The organism is Limnohabitans sp. INBF003, from assembly GCF_055396645.1.
This window is the reverse complement of record NZ_AP029222.1, coordinates 1690367-1710575: the sequence shown is the minus strand read 5'-3', so window position 1 is coordinate 1710575 and position 20209 is coordinate 1690367. Positions and strand designations below refer to the sequence as shown.

Annotated in this window: 20 protein-coding genes; all 20 read left to right on the top strand. The window is 60.2% G+C overall.

Features of this window, described 5'->3' with window-relative positions; genetic code table 11:
* The first annotated feature begins 22 nt into the window (after nucleotides 1-22).
* The 20 genes from ACZ5VE_RS07780 (at nucleotide 23) to ACZ5VE_RS07685 (ending at nucleotide 20206) form a co-directional block, all read left to right on the top strand.
* Complete coding sequence (locus ACZ5VE_RS07780; protein ID WP_464454640.1) at nucleotides 23-1024, top strand: RluA family pseudouridine synthase; 1002 nt, start codon at nucleotides 23-25, stop codon at nucleotides 1022-1024.
* A 140-nt stretch (nucleotides 1025-1164) separates the two neighbouring features.
* Nucleotides 1165-1932, top strand: coding sequence for an SMC-Scp complex subunit ScpB (gene scpB / locus ACZ5VE_RS07775; protein ID WP_464454639.1), 768 nt, complete (start codon nucleotides 1165-1167; stop codon nucleotides 1930-1932).
* A complete protein-coding gene (locus ACZ5VE_RS07770) occupies nucleotides 1929-3137 on the top strand; it encodes a pseudouridine synthase (protein WP_464454638.1) in 1209 nt (402 codons plus the stop codon). Before scpB ends, ACZ5VE_RS07770 begins: the two co-directional genes overlap by 4 nt.
* Nucleotides 3138-3261: 124 nt before the next feature.
* Nucleotides 3262-3687: a nucleoside-diphosphate kinase gene (ndk, locus tag ACZ5VE_RS07765; RefSeq protein ID WP_464454637.1), complete on the top strand. Its 426-nt coding sequence runs from the start codon at nucleotides 3262-3264 to the stop codon at nucleotides 3685-3687.
* 33 nt (nucleotides 3688-3720) lie between these two features.
* Nucleotides 3721-4872 (top strand): dual-specificity RNA methyltransferase RlmN, encoded by a 1152-nt coding sequence (gene rlmN / locus ACZ5VE_RS07760; RefSeq protein WP_464454636.1) that lies wholly within the window; start codon nucleotides 3721-3723, stop codon nucleotides 4870-4872.
* A complete protein-coding gene (locus tag ACZ5VE_RS07755) occupies nucleotides 4865-5821 on the top strand; it encodes a helix-turn-helix domain-containing protein (protein ID WP_464454635.1) in 957 nt (318 codons plus the stop codon). Before rlmN ends, ACZ5VE_RS07755 begins: the two co-directional genes overlap by 8 nt.
* The gene (gene ispG, locus ACZ5VE_RS07750; protein WP_464454634.1) at nucleotides 5818-7089 is read left to right on the top strand and encodes a flavodoxin-dependent (E)-4-hydroxy-3-methylbut-2-enyl-diphosphate synthase; all 1272 of its coding nucleotides are present in this window, start codon (nucleotides 5818-5820) and stop codon (nucleotides 7087-7089) included. Before ACZ5VE_RS07755 ends, ispG begins: the two co-directional genes overlap by 4 nt.
* The gene (gene hisS, locus ACZ5VE_RS07745) at nucleotides 7086-8438 is read left to right on the top strand and encodes a histidine--tRNA ligase (protein WP_464454633.1); all 1353 of its coding nucleotides are present in this window, start codon (nucleotides 7086-7088) and stop codon (nucleotides 8436-8438) included. The genes ispG and hisS overlap by 4 nt, the downstream gene beginning before the upstream one ends.
* A gap of 24 nt (nucleotides 8439-8462) precedes the next feature.
* On the top strand, nucleotides 8463-9134 hold the full coding sequence (locus ACZ5VE_RS07740) for a YfgM family protein (RefSeq protein ID WP_464454632.1): 672 nt from the start codon (nucleotides 8463-8465) through the stop codon (nucleotides 9132-9134).
* Nucleotides 9134-10267, top strand: a complete 1134-nt coding sequence (gene bamB / locus ACZ5VE_RS07735; protein WP_464454631.1) for an outer membrane protein assembly factor BamB — start codon at nucleotides 9134-9136, stop codon at nucleotides 10265-10267. The genes ACZ5VE_RS07740 and bamB overlap by 1 nt, the downstream gene beginning before the upstream one ends.
* Before the next feature lie 19 nt (nucleotides 10268-10286).
* A complete protein-coding gene (gene der / locus ACZ5VE_RS07730; protein WP_464454630.1) occupies nucleotides 10287-11627 on the top strand; it encodes a ribosome biogenesis GTPase Der in 1341 nt (446 codons plus the stop codon).
* Between the two features lie 89 nt (nucleotides 11628-11716).
* Nucleotides 11717-11962, top strand: coding sequence for an RNA chaperone Hfq (gene hfq / locus ACZ5VE_RS07725; protein ID WP_019429044.1), 246 nt, complete (start codon nucleotides 11717-11719; stop codon nucleotides 11960-11962).
* A 43-nt stretch (nucleotides 11963-12005) separates the two neighbouring features.
* The gene (hflX, locus tag ACZ5VE_RS07720) at nucleotides 12006-13202 is read left to right on the top strand and encodes a GTPase HflX (protein WP_464454629.1); all 1197 of its coding nucleotides are present in this window, start codon (nucleotides 12006-12008) and stop codon (nucleotides 13200-13202) included.
* A gap of 56 nt (nucleotides 13203-13258) precedes the next feature.
* Entirely contained in the window at nucleotides 13259-14632 is a 1374-nt protein-coding gene (gene hflK, locus ACZ5VE_RS07715; protein ID WP_464454628.1) for an FtsH protease activity modulator HflK, read from the top strand.
* A gap of 11 nt (nucleotides 14633-14643) precedes the next feature.
* A complete protein-coding gene (gene hflC / locus ACZ5VE_RS07710; RefSeq protein WP_464454627.1) occupies nucleotides 14644-15543 on the top strand; it encodes a protease modulator HflC in 900 nt (299 codons plus the stop codon).
* 3 nt (nucleotides 15544-15546) lie between these two features.
* A complete protein-coding gene (locus ACZ5VE_RS07705; RefSeq protein ID WP_464454626.1) occupies nucleotides 15547-15732 on the top strand; it encodes a DUF2065 domain-containing protein in 186 nt (61 codons plus the stop codon).
* 66 nt (nucleotides 15733-15798) lie between these two features.
* Nucleotides 15799-16959, top strand: a complete 1161-nt coding sequence (locus tag ACZ5VE_RS07700; RefSeq protein ID WP_464454625.1) for an ATP phosphoribosyltransferase regulatory subunit — start codon at nucleotides 15799-15801, stop codon at nucleotides 16957-16959.
* A gap of 17 nt (nucleotides 16960-16976) precedes the next feature.
* Entirely contained in the window at nucleotides 16977-18305 is a 1329-nt protein-coding gene (locus ACZ5VE_RS07695; protein ID WP_108313296.1) for an adenylosuccinate synthase, read from the top strand.
* A gap of 59 nt (nucleotides 18306-18364) precedes the next feature.
* Nucleotides 18365-18889: a phosphoribosyltransferase gene (locus ACZ5VE_RS07690; protein ID WP_416561182.1), complete on the top strand. Its 525-nt coding sequence runs from the start codon at nucleotides 18365-18367 to the stop codon at nucleotides 18887-18889.
* 72 nt (nucleotides 18890-18961) lie between these two features.
* Complete coding sequence (locus tag ACZ5VE_RS07685; protein WP_464457409.1) at nucleotides 18962-20206, top strand: PLP-dependent transferase; 1245 nt, start codon at nucleotides 18962-18964, stop codon at nucleotides 20204-20206.
* The last annotated feature ends 3 nt before the right edge of the window (nucleotides 20207-20209 follow it).

The window sequence follows — 20209 nt, the reverse complement described above, 5'->3', positions numbered from 1 at the left end:
GATTATATCGACCGACCCCGAAATGGATGAAGCCTCCGCCTTGCTGGAAGATGGCGAACGTGCGCTGGAAGCGTCGGACGAAGAGGTGCGCACAAGCCTGGTGCCAATGGCTTTGCATGGGCAGCGGCTGGACCGCGCTTTGGCACAAATGGTGCCCGAGTTCTCTCGCAACTACCTGCAACAACTGATCGAACAGGGCGACGCCCTGATCGATGGCCGGGTCGTGACCAAAGTGTCGACCAAAGTCCGCTTGGGTCACCGGGTCGAGGTCACGCTGCGGGCCACGCCGCAGTCGCAGGCGTTTGTGCCCGAGGACATGCCGATCGATGTGGTCTATGAAGATGCGCACCTGCGTGTCATCAACAAGCCGGCGGGTCTGGTCGTGCATCCAGCGCCGGGCAACTGGCGCGGCACCTTGCTCAACGGGCTGTTGGCTTTGGACCCACTGGCCTCCGATGTGCCCCGGGCGGGCATTGTCCACCGCCTAGACAAAGACACCAGCGGCTTGATGGTGGTGGCGCGCACGCGTCAGGCGATGGATGCCCTGGTGCAGCAAATAGCGGCCCGTGACGTGCATCGCCAATACCTGGCCATCGCCCACAAGCCCTGGACAGCACCGTCCCCCATGACCGTCGAGGCACCCATTGGCCGCGATCCTGCCAACCGCTTGCGCATGGCGGTGGTGGATTTGACGTACCAGTCCGGCAAGACCGCTGCAACCACGATCGAGGTGCTGGATCAAAACAATCAAGCTTGTCTGGTCCAGTGCACTCTGCACACGGGGCGCACCCATCAGATTCGGGTTCACATGGCGCACATCGGGCACCCCTTGTTGGCGGATGCCGTTTACGGCGGTGCCAAAGCCGCAGGCATGGAGCGCCAGGCCTTGCATGCCTGGCATTTGGCGTTTGTTCACCCGATCACCGGTCAATCGATTGACCTGAGGTCTTCTTTGCCCGCAGACATGGCCGATGCCCTGGCTGTTTGGGGGCTCAGCTACAATCAGCCCACTCAGGGAGCTTGAGCCAGATTCGCTGGTTTGAGCGCATTCAGGGCTTGGCCATGGGCACAAGCTCTCCAGAACGGGGCTGTTTTTTCGCAGAAACAGCCATCACCTCTGCACCTTCGACGCCGTGAGGCGTTTTTTTCCCGAAAGATCGACACATGAATACGGCGCAAGCCAAGCGTGTCCTGGAAACGGCCTTGCTCACAGCAGGTCAGCCTTTGTCATTGCGCGACATGCGCGTGTTATTTGACGATGCGCTCGGGGCCGACACCCTGCGGCAAATGCTGCAAGATTTACAACAAGAATGGGCTCAAAAAGGCCTTGAACTGACCAGCGTGGCCAGCGGTTGGCGTTTTCAGAGTCGCCCCGAGTTGCGCCCGTTTCTGGACCGCCTCCACCCCGAAAAGCCGCCCAAATACACCCGTGCGGTGCTCGAAACCCTGGCCATCATTGCTTACCGCCAGCCGGTGACCCGTGGTGACATGGAGGACATCCGTGGCGTGACCATCAACTCACAAATCCTCAAGCAGTTGGAAGACCGTGGATGGGTGGAAGTGATTGGCCACCGCGAAACCGTGGGTCGCCCCGGTTTGTATGCCACGACACGCCAGTTTCTGGACGATTTGGGCTTGTCTGCACTGGACCAATTGCCCATGCTCTCGCAGGTGGACGGTCAAACATCTGCCTTGTCAGGGCTGGTGGGTGAACTGCCTGTGCAGCCTTCTTTGTCTTTGGAAGAGGCCATCAACGCCTTGCCTTTTGACATGCCCATCGTGCCCGATGCGGTGGCTGAACCGGCCGCCGCTGTTGAGCCTCAAGACGCCTTTGGCGCGCCTCCCGATCACAGCGATGATCCTAGCCTGTCTGCGAACCCAGATAACCACCCTGACCGTCCGCTGCATGGCGAAGAGTCCTCCAATACATGAACCAAGAACCTCACGACGACAAGCGTTCGTCCACGCCCGATACCGCAGCCCGCGCACCCAAGGCGGATCTGCACACCGAGTCGACCTACAAACCGATTGAACTGGCCGATGTGGTGTCGGGTCAGTTTGACGATGAAGAAGCCTCCGAAGACGTCGCCATCGACCTGGGCAAGCGCGTGCTGGCCCCTCAGACTGACTCGCCCAAACTGCACAAAGTCCTGGCGCAAGCGGGCATGGGTTCGCGCCTCGAGATGGAAAAGCTCATCGCTGAAGGCCGCATCATGGTCAACAACGAGCCTGCCCACGTGGGGCAGCGCGTCCAATACGGTGACCAGATCAAGGTCAACGGCAAGCCCATCCATATCCGTATTGACCCGCCGCCCGCCCGGGTGATCGCTTATCACAAGCCGGCAGGCGAGATCGTCAGCCACGATGATCCGCAAAATCGCCCCTCGGTGTTTCGCAAATTGCCACGCCTGCAAAACGGCAAATGGCAATCGGTGGGCCGCTTGGACCTGAACACCGAAGGCCTGTTGCTGTTCACCAGCTCGGGCGAATTGGCAAACCAGTTGATGCACCCCCGTTTCGGGCTGGAGCGCGAATATGCGGTGCGCGTGCTGGGTGCGCTCAGCAAAGACGAAAAACAAAAACTGCTCGACGGCGTCAACCTCGACGACGGTCCGGCGCAGTTCGGCTCGATCGAAGACGGCGGCGGCGAGGGCTCCAACTGCTGGTACCGCGTCACGATTTCTGAAGGCCGCAACCGTGAGGTGCGCCGCATGATGGAGTCGGTGGGCCATGCCGTGAGCCGCTTGATCCGTATCCGTTACGGTGCGATGGTGTTGCCGCACGGCTTGCGCCGGGGCGCGTGGCTGGAGTTGGACGAGTCCGATATCCGTGCGCTCATGCGTGCTGCAGGCACCCTTGATCGCACCCGGACAGCCGTGCCGCGCCCGGTTTCAAAAACCGACCGCAACGACCGCCGTCCCCGCACGGGTGGTCAGGGCAGGGCGGGTACGGCTGTGCCGCGTGCCAAACCGGCGGCCAAGCCCAACCAGGCGCCAGGTGGTTCCGGCTTGCACGCTAAATCGGATGCGCCGAAAAGCGAAGCCAAGTACATTGGTGCCGAAAGCTTCAACCGCTTGAAAAAAGCCCCCGGCGGTCCAGGCCGTGGTGGGCGTGGCGGCGGTGGCCGCAGCCGTTAATTTCGGCTCCAGCCGTGGGGGCATGTGCTGCCACGGCGTCAATTTGCAGGTTTGCTCAGGGTAGAATAGCGGGCTTTGCCGCAGGGCAAAAATGCATCAAAACACTTTCGTTACAGGAAATACCATGGCCATCGAACGCACTCTCTCCATCATCAAGCCCGACGCAGTCGCCAAGAACGTCATCGGTCAAATCTATGCCCGTTTTGAAGCTGCTGGCCTGAAAGTGGTCGCAGCCCGCATGGCTCACCTGTCGCGCGGCGAAGCCGAAGCTTTTTACGCTGTGCACAGCGCACGTCCTTTCTTCAAGGATCTGGTTGATTTCATGATCTCCGGCCCCGTGATGATCCAGGCCCTGGAAGGCGAAAACGCCATCGCCAAGAACCGCGACCTGATGGGCGCAACCGATCCCAAGAAAGCCGACGCTGGCACCATCCGTGCTGACTTCGCTGACAGCATCGATGCCAACGCTGTGCACGGTTCTGACGCTCCTGAAACTGCTGCCGCTGAAGTCGCTTTCTTCTTCGCCGGCATGAACGTTTACGCACGCTGATAGCGTCGCGGCTCCAGCGCGACCCCGACCTTCATGACGGCCAACCTTCTTGAATTTGATCTGGATGGTTTGGCCGTTTTTTGTGAAGGGCTGGGCGAAAAGCGCTTCCGAGCCACCCAGTTGTTCCGCTGGATTCACCAGCGGGGCGCTGCTGATTTCGATCAGATGAGCGATTTGGCCAAATCACTGCGCCAAAAACTCAAATCTCACGCGCACGTTTCAGCGCTGCCCGTGATCAGTCAACACATATCGACCGACGGCACCATCAAGTGGCTGTTTGACGTTGGCGATGGCAATGCCATCGAGTCGGTGTTCATTCCCGAAGACGACCGGGGCACTTTGTGCATCTCTTCCCAGGCCGGTTGTGCTGTCGGATGCCGTTTTTGCTCTACTGGCCATCAGGGCTTCAGCCGCAACCTGACGACCGGGGAAATCCTCGCGCAGCTGTGGTTTGCCAAGCATTTTTTACGCAAGCACCTGCAAACCGAAGACCGTGTCATCTCCAACGTGGTGATGATGGGCATGGGGGAGCCGCTGCAAAATTATTCGGCTTTGGTGCCCGCCTTGCGCGCCATGCTGGACGACCATGGCTATGGCCTGTCACGCCGCCGTGTCACTGTGTCCACTTCGGGCGTGGTGCCCATGATCGAGCGTTTGTCGGCCGATTGCCCGGTGGCATTGGCGGTGTCGCTGCATGCCCCCAACGACGCATTGCGTGACAACTTGGTGCCGCTCAACCGCAAATACCCGCTGGATGAACTGATGCAGGCTTGCATCGGTTATTTGGCCCATGCGCCGCGCGACTTCATCACTTTTGAATATTGCATGCTCGATGGCGTCAACGACCAGCCCGAGCACGCCAGCCAGCTCATTGATCTGGTGCAAAAGCATGCCCGCCAAGGCTTGCGCTGCAAGTTCAACCTGATTCCCTTCAATCCTTTCCCGGCTTCCGGTTTGCTGCGCTCGTCCAGTGCACGCGTGCAGGCCTTTGCCAAACAGCTGCAGGAAGCGGGCTTGGTGACCACGGTCCGTAAAACGCGAGGCGACGACATTGACGCCGCTTGCGGGCAATTGGCCGGTGATGTGAAAGACCGCACGCAAGTTCAAAGCCGCATGGCGCAGCAACGCACCATCATGCTGGTGCCTGCTTCTTCTGTTCAACCCCAGGAGTCTGGTGATGTCTGAAAACCCAAGGCCGGATGAAGTTCAGGCAAGGCCTGAAAGCGCACCGGAGGCTGCAAAAACCGCCGGGCAATTGCTCAAAGCTGCGCGGCTTCGGGCGGGTGTGCATTTGGCTGTTTTGTCCGTCACCCTGAAGATTCCGGTTCGCCAGTTGGAGGCTTTGGAGGCTGACCAATACCAGCTTGGGCAAAGTCCTGTTTTTGTCCGTGGCCTGGCCTCCAGTGTTTGTCGGCAATTGCGCATCGACCCTGTGCCCATTTTGTCTTTGCTGCCGCATGGCGGGACTTATCTGGAGCCGCATGGCGCTGTGCGTCAAGCGTATGAGCGTCCCGCTGACTTTGGCCGGATGCGTGGCGCATCGCCTCGAATTCCTGCGCGTGCCTGGTGGGCCGCTGTCAGCATGCTGGTCATGATTGCGGCATTGATCTGGTTGCCAAGCCCTTCGCAGTGGGTGTGGCTGGACGATTTGTCGGCTCAATTCGCCACATCCCAGCCCGAGGTGCGCACAGTCATGTCTGCGCCTGACGCGCAGACCTCGACTTCTGCGGCGGATGCCGCGCCATTGGGGGCCGTGTCTGTGGTCCCCACCGTGGCGACACTGCCCGCGTCATCGCCATCGCTTGCTGCTGTCGAGACACCCGTTGCCATTCAAAATCCTCCAGCGGCTGCCCACAGCGCACCCAAGTCGCCAATGTCTGTTGCCAGCGTGCAAGCACCACAATTGCAGTTCACCGCCACAGAAAGCAGCTGGATCGAAGTTCGCGACACCAAGAACCAGGTGGTCTGGAGTGGTGTGTTGAAGGCGGGCGAAACGAACCGTGTGCCAGCCCCACAAGCCGTGAATGTGGTGATTGGCCGAGCAGACGCCATTCAGGTCACGTTCAAAGGCCAGGCGTTCGATCTCAAACCCCATACCAAGGTCAATGTGGCACGTTTCGAGGTGCAGCCATGAGCACGCCTTCGGCCATTGCCATCGCTGTGCCCGCACAACGCACCAGCCGCCAGTCCAAAGTGGTCTGGGGTTCTCGCGTCGTCACTGTCGGCGGCGGCGCCCCGGTGCGCGTGCAGTCCATGACCAACACCGACACGGTGGACGTGATCGGCACCGCCATCCAGGTCAAGGAGCTGGCCTTGGCCGGTTCCGAGATGGTGCGCATCACCGTCAATACGCCCGAAGCTGCCGAGGCTGTGCCGCACATTCGCGACCAGCTCGACAAGATGGGCATCGACGTGCCTTTGATCGGTGACTTTCACTACAACGGCCACCGCCTGCTGACCGATCATCCGGCGTGTGCCGAAGCGCTGTCCAAATACCGCATCAACCCCGGCAACGTGGGCAAGGGCGACAAGCGCGATGTGCAGTTCGGTCAGATGATCGAAGCGGCCATGCGCTATGACAAAGCCATTCGCATCGGCGTGAACTGGGGCAGCCTGGATCAGGAGCTGCTGGCCGAGTTGATGGATGTCAACAGCCAGCGCGCCCAACCCTGGGAAGCGCGTCAGGTCATGTACGAAGCGCTGATCAGCTCTGCCATCTCGTCGGCCCAACGTGCCGAAGCCATGGGTTTGAACGGGGCCCAGATCGCCTTGTCGTGCAAGGTTTCGGGCGTGCAGGATCTGATCTCGGTTTACCGTGAATTGGGGCACCGCACCGATTACGCTTTGCATTTGGGCCTGACCGAAGCGGGCATGGGCACCAAGGGCACCGTGGCCTCGGCCACCGCCTTGTCCATCTTGTTGCAAGAAGGCATTGGCGACACCATCCGCGTCTCGCTCACGCCGCAGCCGGGCGAAGCGCGCACGCAAGAAGTGGTGATCGCGTCTGAGATTTTGCAGTCGCTGGGCTTGCGCATTTTTGTGCCCAGCGTGACCGCGTGCCCCGGTTGCGGCCGCACCACCAGCAGCACCTTTCAGGAGCTGGCCAAACAGATTGACGACTTTTTGCGCGCCCAGATGCCGGTTTGGCGCGTGCGCTACCCCGGGGTGGAAAACCTCAAGGTGGCGGTCATGGGCTGCATCGTCAACGGCCCCGGTGAGAGCAAGCATGCCGACATCGGCATCAGCCTGCCCGGCACTGGCGAAGCCCCTGCGGCCCCGGTCTTCATTGACGGTGAAAAGCGCTTGACCTTGCGCGGCGAGGGCATTGCGCAAGAGTTCCAGGTGCTGGTTGAAAATTACATCGAGAACCGTTTTGGTTCCGGATCTGCCGAGAAAAAATGAGCGAATCCCCCAAAGAAAACACCCCCCTGAAAGCTGAAAAAGCCGCTAAACCGCAAAAGCTGGTGGGCGTCAAGGGCATGAACGACATCCTGCCGCCCGATTCGGCGCGCTGGGAGTGGTTGGAAGCGCAAGTGCGCGGCCTGATGGCCCGCTATGCCTACCGCAATGTGCGCTTGCCCATTGTCGAACCCACGGCGCTGTTTGTGCGCGGCCTGGGCGAGGTGACCGACATCGTTGAAAAGGAGATGTACTCCTTTGAAGACCGCCTGAACGGCGAGCAGCTGACCCTGCGCCCCGAGGGCACGGCAGGGCTGGTGCGCGCCGTGGTCGAACACAACCTGCTGTACGAAGGCGGCAAGCGCCTGTATTACATGGGCCCGATGTTCCGCCACGAGCGTCCGCAGCGCGGCCGTTACCGCCAGTTCCACCAGATCGGTGCCGAGGTGCTGGGTTTTGGTGGCCCCGAGGTCGATGCCGAGCTGATCTTGCTGGCCAACGACCTGTGGAAGGTGCTGGGTCTGAAAGACGTGCGCCTGGAACTCAACAGCCTGGGCCAACCCGCCGAACGCCAGGCCCACCGCGCGGCGCTGATCGCCCACTTGGAAAAGCACAGCGATGTGCTGGACGAAGAGGCCAAACGTCGCCTGCACAGCAACCCGCTGCGCATTCTGGACACCAAGAACCCGGCCATGCAAAGCGTGGTCGAGGCCGCGCCCCGCTTGCTGGACTTTCTGGGCGAGGCCTCTTTGGCCCACTTCAATGCGGTCAAAGCGATTCTGGACGCCAACGGCGTGGCCTACAGCATCAACCCGCGCCTGGTGCGGGGCATGGACTACTACAACCTCACGGTGTTCGAGTTCATCACCACCAGCCTGGGCTCGCAGGGCACCATTTGCGGCGGCGGCCGCTATGACTATCTTGTTGAGCAAGTTGGTGGCAAACCATCGCCTGCCGTGGGCTGGGCGCTGGGTGTCGAGCGCGTGCTCGAACTCGTCAAGGAGCAGGGCGATGCTTTGCCCGACCTGGCCCCCGATGTGTACGCCATCATCCCCGAAACCGCCGCTTTGCCGGTGGCCATGCAGGTGTTGCAGACCCTGCGCGCCTGTGGTTTGTCGGCGCAGATGCATGCGGGTGCAAGTGGCGGAGGGGGGGACGGCATGGGCAGCATCAAGTCCCAATTCAAGAAGGCCGATGGCTCCGGCGCACGTTTTGCACTGATTTTCGGGGCCGACGAACTGGCGCAAGGGCGGGTGGCCATCAAGTCATTGCGCGATGGCGAAGGGGCTCAATGCACCGCGCCTTTGAACACCGTGGCCGACTGGGCCCACAGCCTACAATCCACGCTTTGATGCGGACACAGCAGTAAAAACACCATGGCCACTCCACTCGACCTCGAAGAACAAGAACAACTCGACCAGATCAAGCATTTCTGGAAGACCTGGGGCAACCTGATTTCCTGGGTGCTCATTGCCATTTTGGGCAGCTACGCCGCCTGGAACGGTTACCAGTATTGGGAGCGCAGCCAAGCCGCCAAAGCGGCCGCGCTGTATGACGAAGTCGAACGTGCAGCAGCGGCAGGTGATGTCGCTCGCGTGGAGCGCAGTCTGTCTGACATGAAAGACAAGTTCGGTTCCACTCAATTTGCCCAACAGTCGGCTTTGCTGGCCGCCAAAACCCTGCAGGCCCAAGGCAAAGCCGACGCTGCGCGTGACGCCTTGAGCTGGGTGGCCAATGGTGCCCCTGACAAGGCTTACCGCGATATTGCCCGCTTGCGTTTGGCAGCCATGCACCTCGAAGCCAAGGCTTACGACGAAGCCCTGAAGCAATTGAGTCAGGAGTTCACACCGGCCATGTTGGCTTTGGCCGCAGACCTGCGTGGCGATGTGCTGCAAGCCAAAGGCCAAACGGTTGAAGCCATTGCGGCCTACCAGCAAGCGTGGCAAAAACTGGCCGAAACCCCTGATTACCGTCGTTTGGTGCAAGCCAAACTCAATGCCTTGGGCATCGAGCCTGACGCGGCTGTTCTTTCGGAGACCCCAAAGTGATGACTGTTTTTTCGCACACCTGGACCCGCTTGACCTTGTTGGGGGCCTTGGCGATCGCCATGTCTGCGTGTTCCAGCGCGCCTGAAAAACCACAACCTGCTGCGTTGCCTGCTGTGTCGGGTCAGGTGGCAGTGCAAAAAGTCTGGTCCAACACCATCGGTGCCGTGACCTCTCCCTTGTTTGCCTCTGTTCACGGCGACCAAGTGGCGGTGGCCTCCACACAAGGTCAAGTGGCCTTGATCAATGCCAGCACAGGGCAGGACGTTTGGCGCCTCAACCTCAATGCCCCCATTCAGGCGGGTGTGAGTGGCGACGGTCAGCGTTTTGCCGTGATCACGCAAAACAACGAAGTGGTGGCCATCGAGGCGGGTAAAGTCATTTGGCGTTACCGTTTGCCCGCCTTGTCGTACACAGCACCTTTGGTGGCCGGTGCCCGCGTTTTTGTGCTGACGGGTGACCGTGCCGTCACGGCGCTGGATGGTGCCTCCGGGCAAAAACTCTGGACCCAGCAGCGCACGGGTGACCCGCTGGTGTTGCAGCAGGCCGGTTTGTTGATCCCATTTGGCGACACTTTGCTGGCGGGCTGGGGAGGGCGTTTGGCCTCGTTGAACCCCGACACGGGCGCGGTGCGTTGGGAAACCCTGATCGGTTCGTCGCGCGGCACGAACGAGGTGGAGCGTCTGGTCGACTTGGTCGCAGGGGCCAGCCGCCAGGGCAATGCGGTGTGCGTACGCGCATTCCAGTCGGCGGTGTCGTGTGTGGACGGCAACCGTGGCACCACTTTGTGGACGCGCCCCGCGCAAGGCCACGAAGGCCTGGACGGTGATGAGAATCTGGTTTTTGGCACCGAGTCCGACAGCAAGGTCGTGGCTTGGCAGCGTCAAGGTGGTCAGCCTGCCTGGACGCAAGACGTCTTGCGCTTTCGGGGTCTGAGCGCACCTTTGGTCTTGGGTCGCTCGGTGGTGCTGGGCGATGACAAGGGCTTGGTTCACTTTCTGGCGCGTCAGGATGGACAGCCCTTGCAACGCTTGAGCACAGACGGCAGCGCCATTGTGGGCAAACCCGTGGCCGCTGGCCAAACTTTGGTGGTGGTGACACGCACCGGGGGCGTCTTCGGATTTCGCCCTGAATGATGGATCGGAAAATTTTTAAGTGAAACCTGTACTGGCCCTGGTAGGCCGCCCCAATGTGGGCAAATCTACGCTGTTCAACCGACTCACCAAGAGCCGGGATGCCATCGTGGCCGATTTTGCGGGCTTGACCCGTGACCGCCATTACGGCAACGGCAAGCAAGGCCGTCAAGAATTCATCGTGATCGATACGGGCGGTTTTGAGCCCGATGCCAGCACGGGCATCTACAAAGAGATGGCCAAGCAAACGCAGCAAGCCGTGGCCGAGGCCGATGTGGTCATTTTTGTGGTCGATGCGCGCGGCGGTTTGTCGGCCCAAGACCATGACATTGCCAAATACCTGCGCAAGATCGGCAAGCCTTGCCTCTTGGTGGCCAACAAGGCCGAAGGCATGCTCGAAGGCATTCAGCTGACCGAGTTCTATGAGCTGGGTCTGGGTGAGGTGATTGCCATCTCGGCAGCCCACGGCCAAGGCACGCGTGGTCTGGTGGAGTTGGCTTTCGAGTTGCTCAACCTGCCCGATGAGCCCGAAGAAACCGAGGAAGACCCCTCGGTCATCAAGCTGGCGGTGGCCGGGCGCCCCAACGTGGGCAAGTCCACCCTGATCAACACCTGGCTGGGCGAAGAGCGCCTGGTGGCTTTTGACATGCCGGGCACCACGCGTGACGCGATTTCGGTGCCTTTTGAGCGCCAAGGCCAAAAATTCGAGCTGATCGACACCGCAGGCTTGCGCCGCAAGGGCAAAGTGTTTGAAGCCATTGAGAAGTTCTCGGTCGTCAAAACCCTGCAAGCGATCGAGTCGGCCAACGTGGTCTTGCTCTTGCTCGATGCCGAGCAGGGCGTGACCGACCAAGATGCCCACATTGCGGGCTATGCGCTCGAAAGCGGCCGCGCCATGGTGCTGGCCATCAACAAGTGGGATGCCGTTGATGAATACCAGCGCCAGTTGGTGCAACGCTCGATTGAAAACCGGTTGCCGTTTTTGAGCTTTGCCAACATGCACTTCATTTCGGCCAAAAAGCGCCAGGGATTGGGCCCCGTTTGGGCTTCGATCGTCCAGGCGCACAAGTCGGCCATGTGCAAGATGAGCACGCCCATTTTGACGCGCCTGTTGCTCGAGGCCGTGCAGTTCCAAAGCCCTCAGCGTGGCGGCATGTTCCGCCCCAAGCTGCGCTATGCCCACCAAGGCGGCATGAACCCACCCGTCATCGTGGTTCATGGCAATTCCTTGGAGCACGTGACCGACACCTACAAGCGTTTTCTGGAAGGGCGCTTCCGCAAAGCCTTCAGTTTGGCCGGCACGCCACTGCGGATTGAGATGAAGACATCCTCCAATCCTTATGCGGACAAAGAATCCAGTTGATATTTGAGGAAATCGGATTTCCTCAAAAGTCGACATCTTGCCCTGTGGTAAGGTCACTCTCTTCAAAACTTCTGAACACGGAGAATATCGTGAGCAACAAAGGTCAACTTTTGCAAGACCCCTTCCTGAACGCACTGCGCAAAGAGCATGTGCCTGTCTCGATTTACCTCGTCAACGGCATCAAGCTGCAAGGCCAGATCGAATCGTTTGACCAGTACGTCGTGCTTTTGCGCAACACCGTCACCCAGATGGTTTACAAGCATGCCATTTCGACCATCGTTCCCGGTCGTTCTGTGACTTTCAGCACACCCGAAACCGGCGAAATCACCGCTTGATTCGGTTTTTGCCCGACCCGCGGTTGGAAGCCACCGCCGGAGCTTGTTGACATTGTCTGAAACATCTTCCAACTCACCCGCGCCGACCTTACTGGTCGGCGTTGACTTTGGGCTGCCGCATTTCGACGCCGACCTGCAAGAGCTGGGTCTGCTGGCCGAATCCGGCGGGCTCAAGCCCGTCGCCCGCCTGACCTGCAAACGCAAAGCGCCTGATCCGGCCTTGTTCGTCGGCAGTGGCAAGGCCGACGAAATCAAGGAATTGGCCCTGATGCACGGCGCGGTCGAGGTCTTGTTTGACCAGGCCCTGAGCCCGGCGCAGCAGCGCAATCTGGAGCGTCACATCGGCTTGCCGGTGAACGACCGCACATTGCTGATCCTTGAAATCTTTGGTCAGCGTGCCCGCAGCCACGAGGGCAAATTGCAGGTCGAGCTGGCCCGACAGCAGTACCTGAGCACCCGCCTGGTGCGCCGCTGGTCGCACTTGGAGCGTCAAAGCGGTGGCATTGGCATGCGCGGTGGCCCGGGCGAGACGCAGATCGAGCTGGACCGCCGCATGATCAACGATTCGATCAAGCGCATCAAAGAGCGCTTGGTCAAGGTCAAAAAACAGCGCAACACCCAGCGCCGCCAACGTGAGCGGCGTGACACCTTCAACATTTCGCTGGTGGGTTACACCAACGCGGGCAAATCGACGCTGTTCAACGCCTTGGTCAAAGCCCGGGCCTTTGCCGCTGACCAGTTGTTTGCCACCTTGGACACCACCACCCGACAGCTCTATTTGGGTGAGGCTGGCCGCTCGGTTTCCTTGTCCGACACGGTGGGCTTTATCCGCGATTTGCCGCACGGTCTGGTGGAGGCTTTTCAAGCCACCTTGCAAGAGGCGACCGAAGCCGATTTGTTGCTGCATGTGGTGGACGCGGCCAATCCGGATTTCCCGGAACAAATGGCCGAAGTGCAAAAGGTGCTGGCCGAGATCGGGGCCGACACTGTGCCGCAGTTGCTGGTGTTCAACAAGCTGGATGCACTCGATCCGGAACGCTACCCTCTGCAAATGCAGGACCAGTACGAGCAAGACGGTGTGGCCGTGCCAAGGGTATTTTTGAGTGCCAAATCAGGCACGGGCCTGGACCTGCTGCGCTCGGCTTTGGCGGGCATCGTCAAAGCCGCCTTGCCCCCAGTTGTTCAAGAACCCGCAGATCCCCGTGACATGACCCGGGAATATCCGGGTGATCTGCATTGAAGTCCAACCGAATTCGGCACAATGCGGATTCGTCATTCTGACAAAGACACTTCACCATGAATTTTCACCTGCCAGCCCTGCGATGGTCCTTGCTCCCGGCAAAGCTCCGAGGCATGTTCAATCTGAATGACCCACGCTGGGGTCGGGACGACGACAAATCAACCCCCGATGCGGGCAACAAGCCAGCAGGCGATGTGCCTCCGCCGCCTGGCCCCAAGCCGGACGCTTGGCAGCAGCCCCGCGGTCAGCAGCCACAACAAAGCGGTCCTCCTGATCTGGATGAGCTGTGGCGTGACTTCAACCGTAAACTGGGCCAGTTGTTTGGTGGCAAAGGCGGCCCGCAAGGTTCTGGCGGGTCGGGTGGTGGCTCTGGTGGCCCCGGCATGCCTGCTTTCCTCAAAAATCTTGGTTTGGGCGTCATTTTGGCGGCCGCTTTGCTGGTTTGGCTGGGCACGGGCTTTTTCATTGTGCAAGAGGGCCAGCAAGCCGTGATCACCCAATTCGGTAAGTACCACTCCACCGTGGGCGCTGGCTTCAACTGGCGCATGCCTTACCCCGTGCAGCGCCACGAGTTGGTGTTCGTGACGCAGATCCGCTCGGTGGACATTGGCCGCGACAACATCATCAAGGCCACAGGCCTGCGTGAGTCGGCCATGCTGACCGAAGACGAAAACATCGTCGAAATCAAGTTTGCCGTGCAGTACCGACTGAACGATGCCCGTGCCTACCTGTTTGAAAGCCGCAACCCGACCGAAGCCGTGGTGCAGTCCGCCGAGACTGCCGTGCGTGAGGTGGTGGGCAAGATGAAGATGGACTCGGCCCTGGCCGAAGAGCGCGACCAGATTGCACCGCGTGTGCGCGAAAAAATGCAGAGCATCCTGGACCGCTACAAAGTGGGCATCGAGGTGGTGGGCATCAACTTGCAGCAAGGCGGCGTGCGTCCGCCTGAGCAGGTGCAGGCTGCATTTGACGATGTGCTCAAAGCCGGTCAAGAGCGCGAACGCGCCAAGAACGAAGCCCAAGCCTACGCCAATGATGTGGTGCCCCGCGCTGTCGGTGCAGCATCGCGTCTTAAAGAAGAGGCCGATGCTTACCGCGAGCGCATCGTGGCACAGGCCGAAGGCGATGCCCAACGCTTCAAGACCATCCTGCCCGAGTACCAAAAGGCCCCGCAAGTCATGCGCGACCGGCTGTACACCGACACCATGCAGCAGATTTACAGCAACGTGACCAAGGTGCTGGTGGACAGCAAGCAGGGCTCGAACATGCTGTATCTGCCGCTCGACAAAATCATGCAACAGGTCACCACCGTGACCCCGCCCGTCGCTGATGTGCCTGCTGCAGCAGCAGTGCCTGCCGCCGCGGCCAATGGGGCTGTGGACACCCGTTCACGTGACCTGCAGCGTTCGCGTGACCGCGATCCACGATAAGGACAAAGAAAATGAATCGCATTGGATTGTGGATTTCTACCTTGCTGGTGGCCTTTGTGCTGTTCAGCTCCACCGTGTTTGTGGTCGACCAGCGCCAATTCGGCGTGGTCTATGCCTTGGGTCAAATCAAGGAAGTCGTCACCGAGCCGGGCCTGCACTTCAAGCTGCCCCCCCCGCTGCAAAACGTCAATTACATTGACAAGCGCCTGCTGACGCTGGACAGCCCCGACAACGAGCCGATGCTCACCGCTGAAAAGCAGCGCGTGGTGATCGACTGGTATGTGCGCTGGCGCATTGCCGATCCACAGGCCTACATTCGCAACGTGGGTCTGGACGAAAAGGCCGGTACCAGCCAGCTCAACCGGGTGGTGCGCAATGCTTTCCAGGAAGAGATCAACAAGCGCACGGTGAAAGAGCTTTTGTCTCTGAAGCGTGAAGAGCTTATGGACGACGTGAAAGCGGCTGTGCTGGTTGTGGTCAAGGGTGCCAAGCCTTGGGGCGTGGATGTGGTGGATGTGCGCATCACCCGTGCCGACTATGTGGACACCATCACCGAGTCGGTCTATCGCCGCATGGAGGCCGAGCGCAAGCGCGTGGCCAACGAGTTGCGTTCGACCGGCGGTGCTGAAGGCGAAAAAATCCGCGCAGATGCCGATCGTCAGCGCGAAGTGACGGTGGCCAACGCCTACCGCGAAGCCCAAAAAATCAAAGGGCAGGGCGATGCACAGGCGGCTCGTCTGTATGCCGAGTCGTTTGGCCGGGACCCGCAGTTTGCGCAGTTCTACCGCAGCCTGGAAGCCTATAAATCCAGCTTCAACAGCAAAAGCGACGTGATGGTGCTCGATCCGGGCAGCTCCGAGTTCTTCAAAGGCATGCGCGGCTCGTCGGGCAACACGCCTGCCCGAAAGTAAGTCTTGCTGGAAACCCTCCTGCTGGCGTTGGGCGTCATGCTCATCCTGGAGGGCTTGATGCCCATGGTGTCGCCACTGCGCTGGCGACGCCTGTTTGAGCAGCTGCTGCAGCTCGAAGACGGGCAAATCCGCTTCTTCGGCATGTTCATGGTCCTCACGGGATTGTTGCTGTTCTGGCTTGTTTCCTGAATCGAATCCCGGAAACGGGCCTGCAAGCCGGTAAAATCTCGTTTTTAACAGTCCCCCTCCATCCTCATGTCTGCTTGGGTCCTTCCGGATCACATTGCCGATGTGCTGCCTTCCGAGGCACGCCACATCGAAGAACTCCGTCGCGAACTGCTTGATACCGCCCGTGGCTATGGCTACGAGCTGGTCATGCCGCCGCTGCTGGAGCATTTGGAGTCCCTGCTCACCGGCACGGGCGAAGCGCTGGATTTGCAGACCTTCAAACTGGTGGACCAGTTGTCTGGCCGCACTTTGGGTTTGCGAGCCGACACCACGCCCCAAGTGGCCCGCATTGACGCGCATTTGCTGGGCCGCGCAGGCCTGACGCGTCTTTGCTATTGCGGCCCTGTTTTGCACACCCGCCCAGCAAGGCCTCACGCCACGCGTGAACCCTTGCAATTGGGCGCTGAAATTTACGGCCACGCCGGCCCTGAGGCCGATCTGGAGATCCTTCAGTTGGCGCTGGACTGCTTGCGTGCTGCCCGTGTGGGCGATTTGCAGGTGGACCTGGCCGATGCCCGCATCGTGGGCAGTCTGCTGCAGGCCGAGGCTATTTCTGACGCTTTGCGCCACGAGATCCATGCCGCACTGGCCATCAAGGACGGTAGCGCCATTGCGCGTCTGACGGCTGGCTTTGCGCCCGCCAACCGCGATGGCTTGCTGACGCTGGTCAACTTGTACGGCGACGCCAGCGTGCTGGACGAGGCCGCCAAACGCTTGCCCACAACCCCAGCGATCACCGAAGCCCTGGCGCAATTGCGCTGGTTGGCCGCGCAAATTCCGGGGGCTGCCATCAGTTTTGACCTGGGCGACTCCCGTGGTTATGCCTATTACAGCGGCATGCGTTTTGCCATTTATGCCAAAGGCGCATCCGATGCATTGGCCCGTGGCGGCCGTTATGACGGCGTGGGTGCGGTATTTGGTCACCGCATTGACCGCGATCGCCCGGCGGTGGGCTTCAGCCTCGATTTGAAAGAATTGGTGTCGGCTGTGACACCTTTGGCGCTGCGTGCAGCGATCCGGGCGCCTTGGGGCAACTCGGCGAGCTTGCGCTCGGCCATTGCCGTATTGCGCAGCCAGGGTGAAACCGTGGTGTGTGTTTTGCCCGGGCACGAAAGCGAAGTTGACGAATTCCATTGTGACCGCGAGCTGGTTGAAGCGGCGGGGCAGTGGTTGGTACAGGCTCTTTGAGAAAGAACATTTCAAGCATGAACATGAAGCAAGGCCGTAACGTGGTCGTCGTGGGCACCCAATGGGGCGACGAGGGCAAAGGCAAACTGGTCGACTGGTTGACCGAAAGCGCCCAGGGCGTGGTGCGTTTCCAGGGCGGCCACAACGCAGGTCACACCTTGGTGATCAATGGCGTGAAAACCGCTTTGCACCTGATCCCCAGCGGCATCATGCGTGCAGGCGTCAAGTGCTACATCGGCAACGGTGTGGTTTTGTCGGTGCCCAAATTGCTCGAAGAAATTGCAGGGCTTGAAAAAGCCGGGGTTGAGGTGCGTTCACGCCTGCGCGTGAGCGAGGCTTGCCCACTCATCTTGCCCTATCACGTGGCATTGGATGTGGGCCGTGAAGCTGCCAAGGAAAAAGCTGGCACCGCCAAGATCGGCACCACCGGCCGTGGCATTGGCCCTGCTTACGAAGACAAAGTGGCCCGCCGTGCCCTGCGTGTGCAAGACCTGAAATACCCCGAGCGTTTTGCCAACAAACTGCGCGAAAACCTGGCTTTGCACAACGAAATTCTGGTCAATATTCTGGGCGCTGCGCCTGTCGACTTTGACGCCACCTACAACGAAGCCATGGCTTACGCCAAAGAGCTGCTGCCCATGGTGGCCGACGTTTCGCGCGAGCTGAACGACGCCCACAAGGCCGGTGCCAATTTGTTGTTTGAAGGCGCTCAGGGCACCTTGCTGGATGTGGACCACGGCACTTACCCGTTTGTGACCTCCAGCAACTGCGTGGCAGGCAATGCCGCTGCCGGTTCGGGCGTGGGCCCAGGCATGCTGCACTACATTTTGGGCATCACCAAGGCGTACTGCACCCGTGTGGGCGGCGGCCCTTTCCCTACGGAACTTGACTGGGAAACTCCCGGCACACCCGGCTACCACATGTCGACTGTCGGCGCTGAAAAAGGCGTGACCACTGGCCGTTCGCGCCGCTGCGGCTGGTTTGATGCCGCTTTGCTCAAACGCAGTGCACAGGTCAATGGTCTGTCGGGCTTGTGCATCACCAAACTCGATGTGCTGGATGGCCTGAAAGAGTTGCTGCTGTGCACAGGCTATGAGCTGGACGGTGAAACCATCGACATCCTGCCCATGGGCGCGGACGAGATCGCCCGTTGCAAGCCGATTTACGAAGTGATTCCTGGCTGGACAGAAACCACCGTCGGCGTCACCGAGATGGACAAGCTGCCCGCGACCGCACGCCGCTACCTGGAACGCATCGCCGAAGTCACGGGCGTGCCCGTGCACGTGGTGTCCACCAGCCCTGACCGCGACCACACGATTTTGTTGCACAACCCCTTTGGCGCCTGAGCGCCGGGTTTGGCAAACAGACACTGACCTCAACCCCTGATTTTTTTTGGAGTAATCCCATGTTGACCGAAGACGGCAAGCACCTGTACGTGAGCTACGACGAGTACCACAACCTGATTGAAAAACTCGCCATCAAGATTCACCAGTCCGGCTGGGAGTTTGACAACATCCTGTGCCTGGCCCGTGGCGGCATGCGCCCAGGTGACATCCTGTCGCGCATTTTCGACAAGCCCTTGGCCATCATGTCCACCAGCTCTTACCGTGCCGAAGCCGGTACGGTCCAAGGCCATCTGGACATCGCCCGTTACATCACCACACCCAAAGGCGAGATCGCAGGCAAAGTGCTGCTGGTTGACGATTTGGCCGACACCGGCCATACCCTGCGTGCCGTGGTGGACCAGTTGAAAAACAACTACAAGCCCGTGACCGAATTGCGCACTGCCGTAATCTGGACCAAAGGCGTCTCCACCTTCAAGCCCGATTACTCGGTCGATGATCTGCCCACCAACCCATGGATCCACCAGCCCTTCGAGCCGTATGACAACATGCGTCCTGAGAAGTTGCTGGAAAAGTGGAGCGTTTGAGCGTTGTTTTAAACGCCTCTTTTCACCTGCAAACGGCCTCCTACGGGAGGCCGTTTGCATTAGGATGTGGGGATGAGCAAAGCACACAGAGACATCACCCAGCTGATCCATCACCCCTATACGCCGCCCACCGGTTTTGACGCGCCACAGCAGGGCGTGTTCAAAGCGTCGACGGTTTACTTTCCGACGGTGGCCGACATGCGCCAGCGTGAATGGAAGGACAAATCAGCCTACACCTACGGCCTGCACGGCACACCCACAACCTACACGCTCGAAGAGCGTTTGTGCACCCTTGAAGGTGGGGCCCAGTGCGTTCTGGTGCCCAGTGGCTTGGCCGCTTTGGCCACCGTGGCTTTGGCTGTTTTACAGACGGGTGATGAAGTCCTGCTGCCAGACAATGCGTACGGCCCCAACAAGGCGCTGGCTGAAGGCGAGTTGCGCCATTACGGCATCACGCACCAGGTGTACGACCCGATGGACCCGGAAGATCTGGCCCGCAAAATCGGCCCGCGCACACGCTTGGTGTGGCTGGAGGCACCCGGATCGGTCAGCATGGAGTTTCCGGATCTGCCCGAGCTGGTGCGCCTTTGCCAAGCTCGCGGCGTTTTGTCCGCTCTGGACAATACTTGGGGTGCTGGTTTGGCCTTCAAGCCGTTTGATTTGCTGGCAGATGCCGCGGGCTCTGGTGAGCAGGGCAGTCTGGCTGTTGACATCAGCGCCCATGCCCTCACCAAATACCCCAGTGGCGGAGGCGATGTGCTGATGGGCAGCATCATCACCCGTGACGCGGCCCTGCATCTGAAAATCAAGCTGTGCCACATGCGCTTGGGTTTGGGCGTGGCCGCCAACGACGCCGAAGCCGTGTTGCGTTCTTTGCCCAGCATTGCGTTGCGCTACCAGGCGCATGACCAGACCGCTAGGGCATTGGCCAGTTGGTGGCAATCGCAGCCCCAATGTGCACAGCTCTTGCACCCGGCATTTGAAGGCTCACCCGGTCACGCGCATTGGCAAGCGGTGTGCGAACGCACCCCTGGCACAGGCTTGGCCGCCGGTTTGTTCAGCGTCATGATCGATGCCCGTTACAGCCAGGCGCAGGTCGATGCTTTTTGCGACCACCTGAAGCTCTTCAAAATTGGCTACAGCTGGGGTGGGCCGGTGAGTTTGGTCGTGCCTTATGACTTGGCCTCGATGCGTCAGGGCTGGCCCGCGCATTTGAAGCGTGGCACCTTGGTGCGTTTTTCCACAGGCCTGGAGTCAGCGCACGATTTGATTCTTGACTTGCATCAATCGGCTCAAGCCCACTTGCCCGTGGCCTGAGTG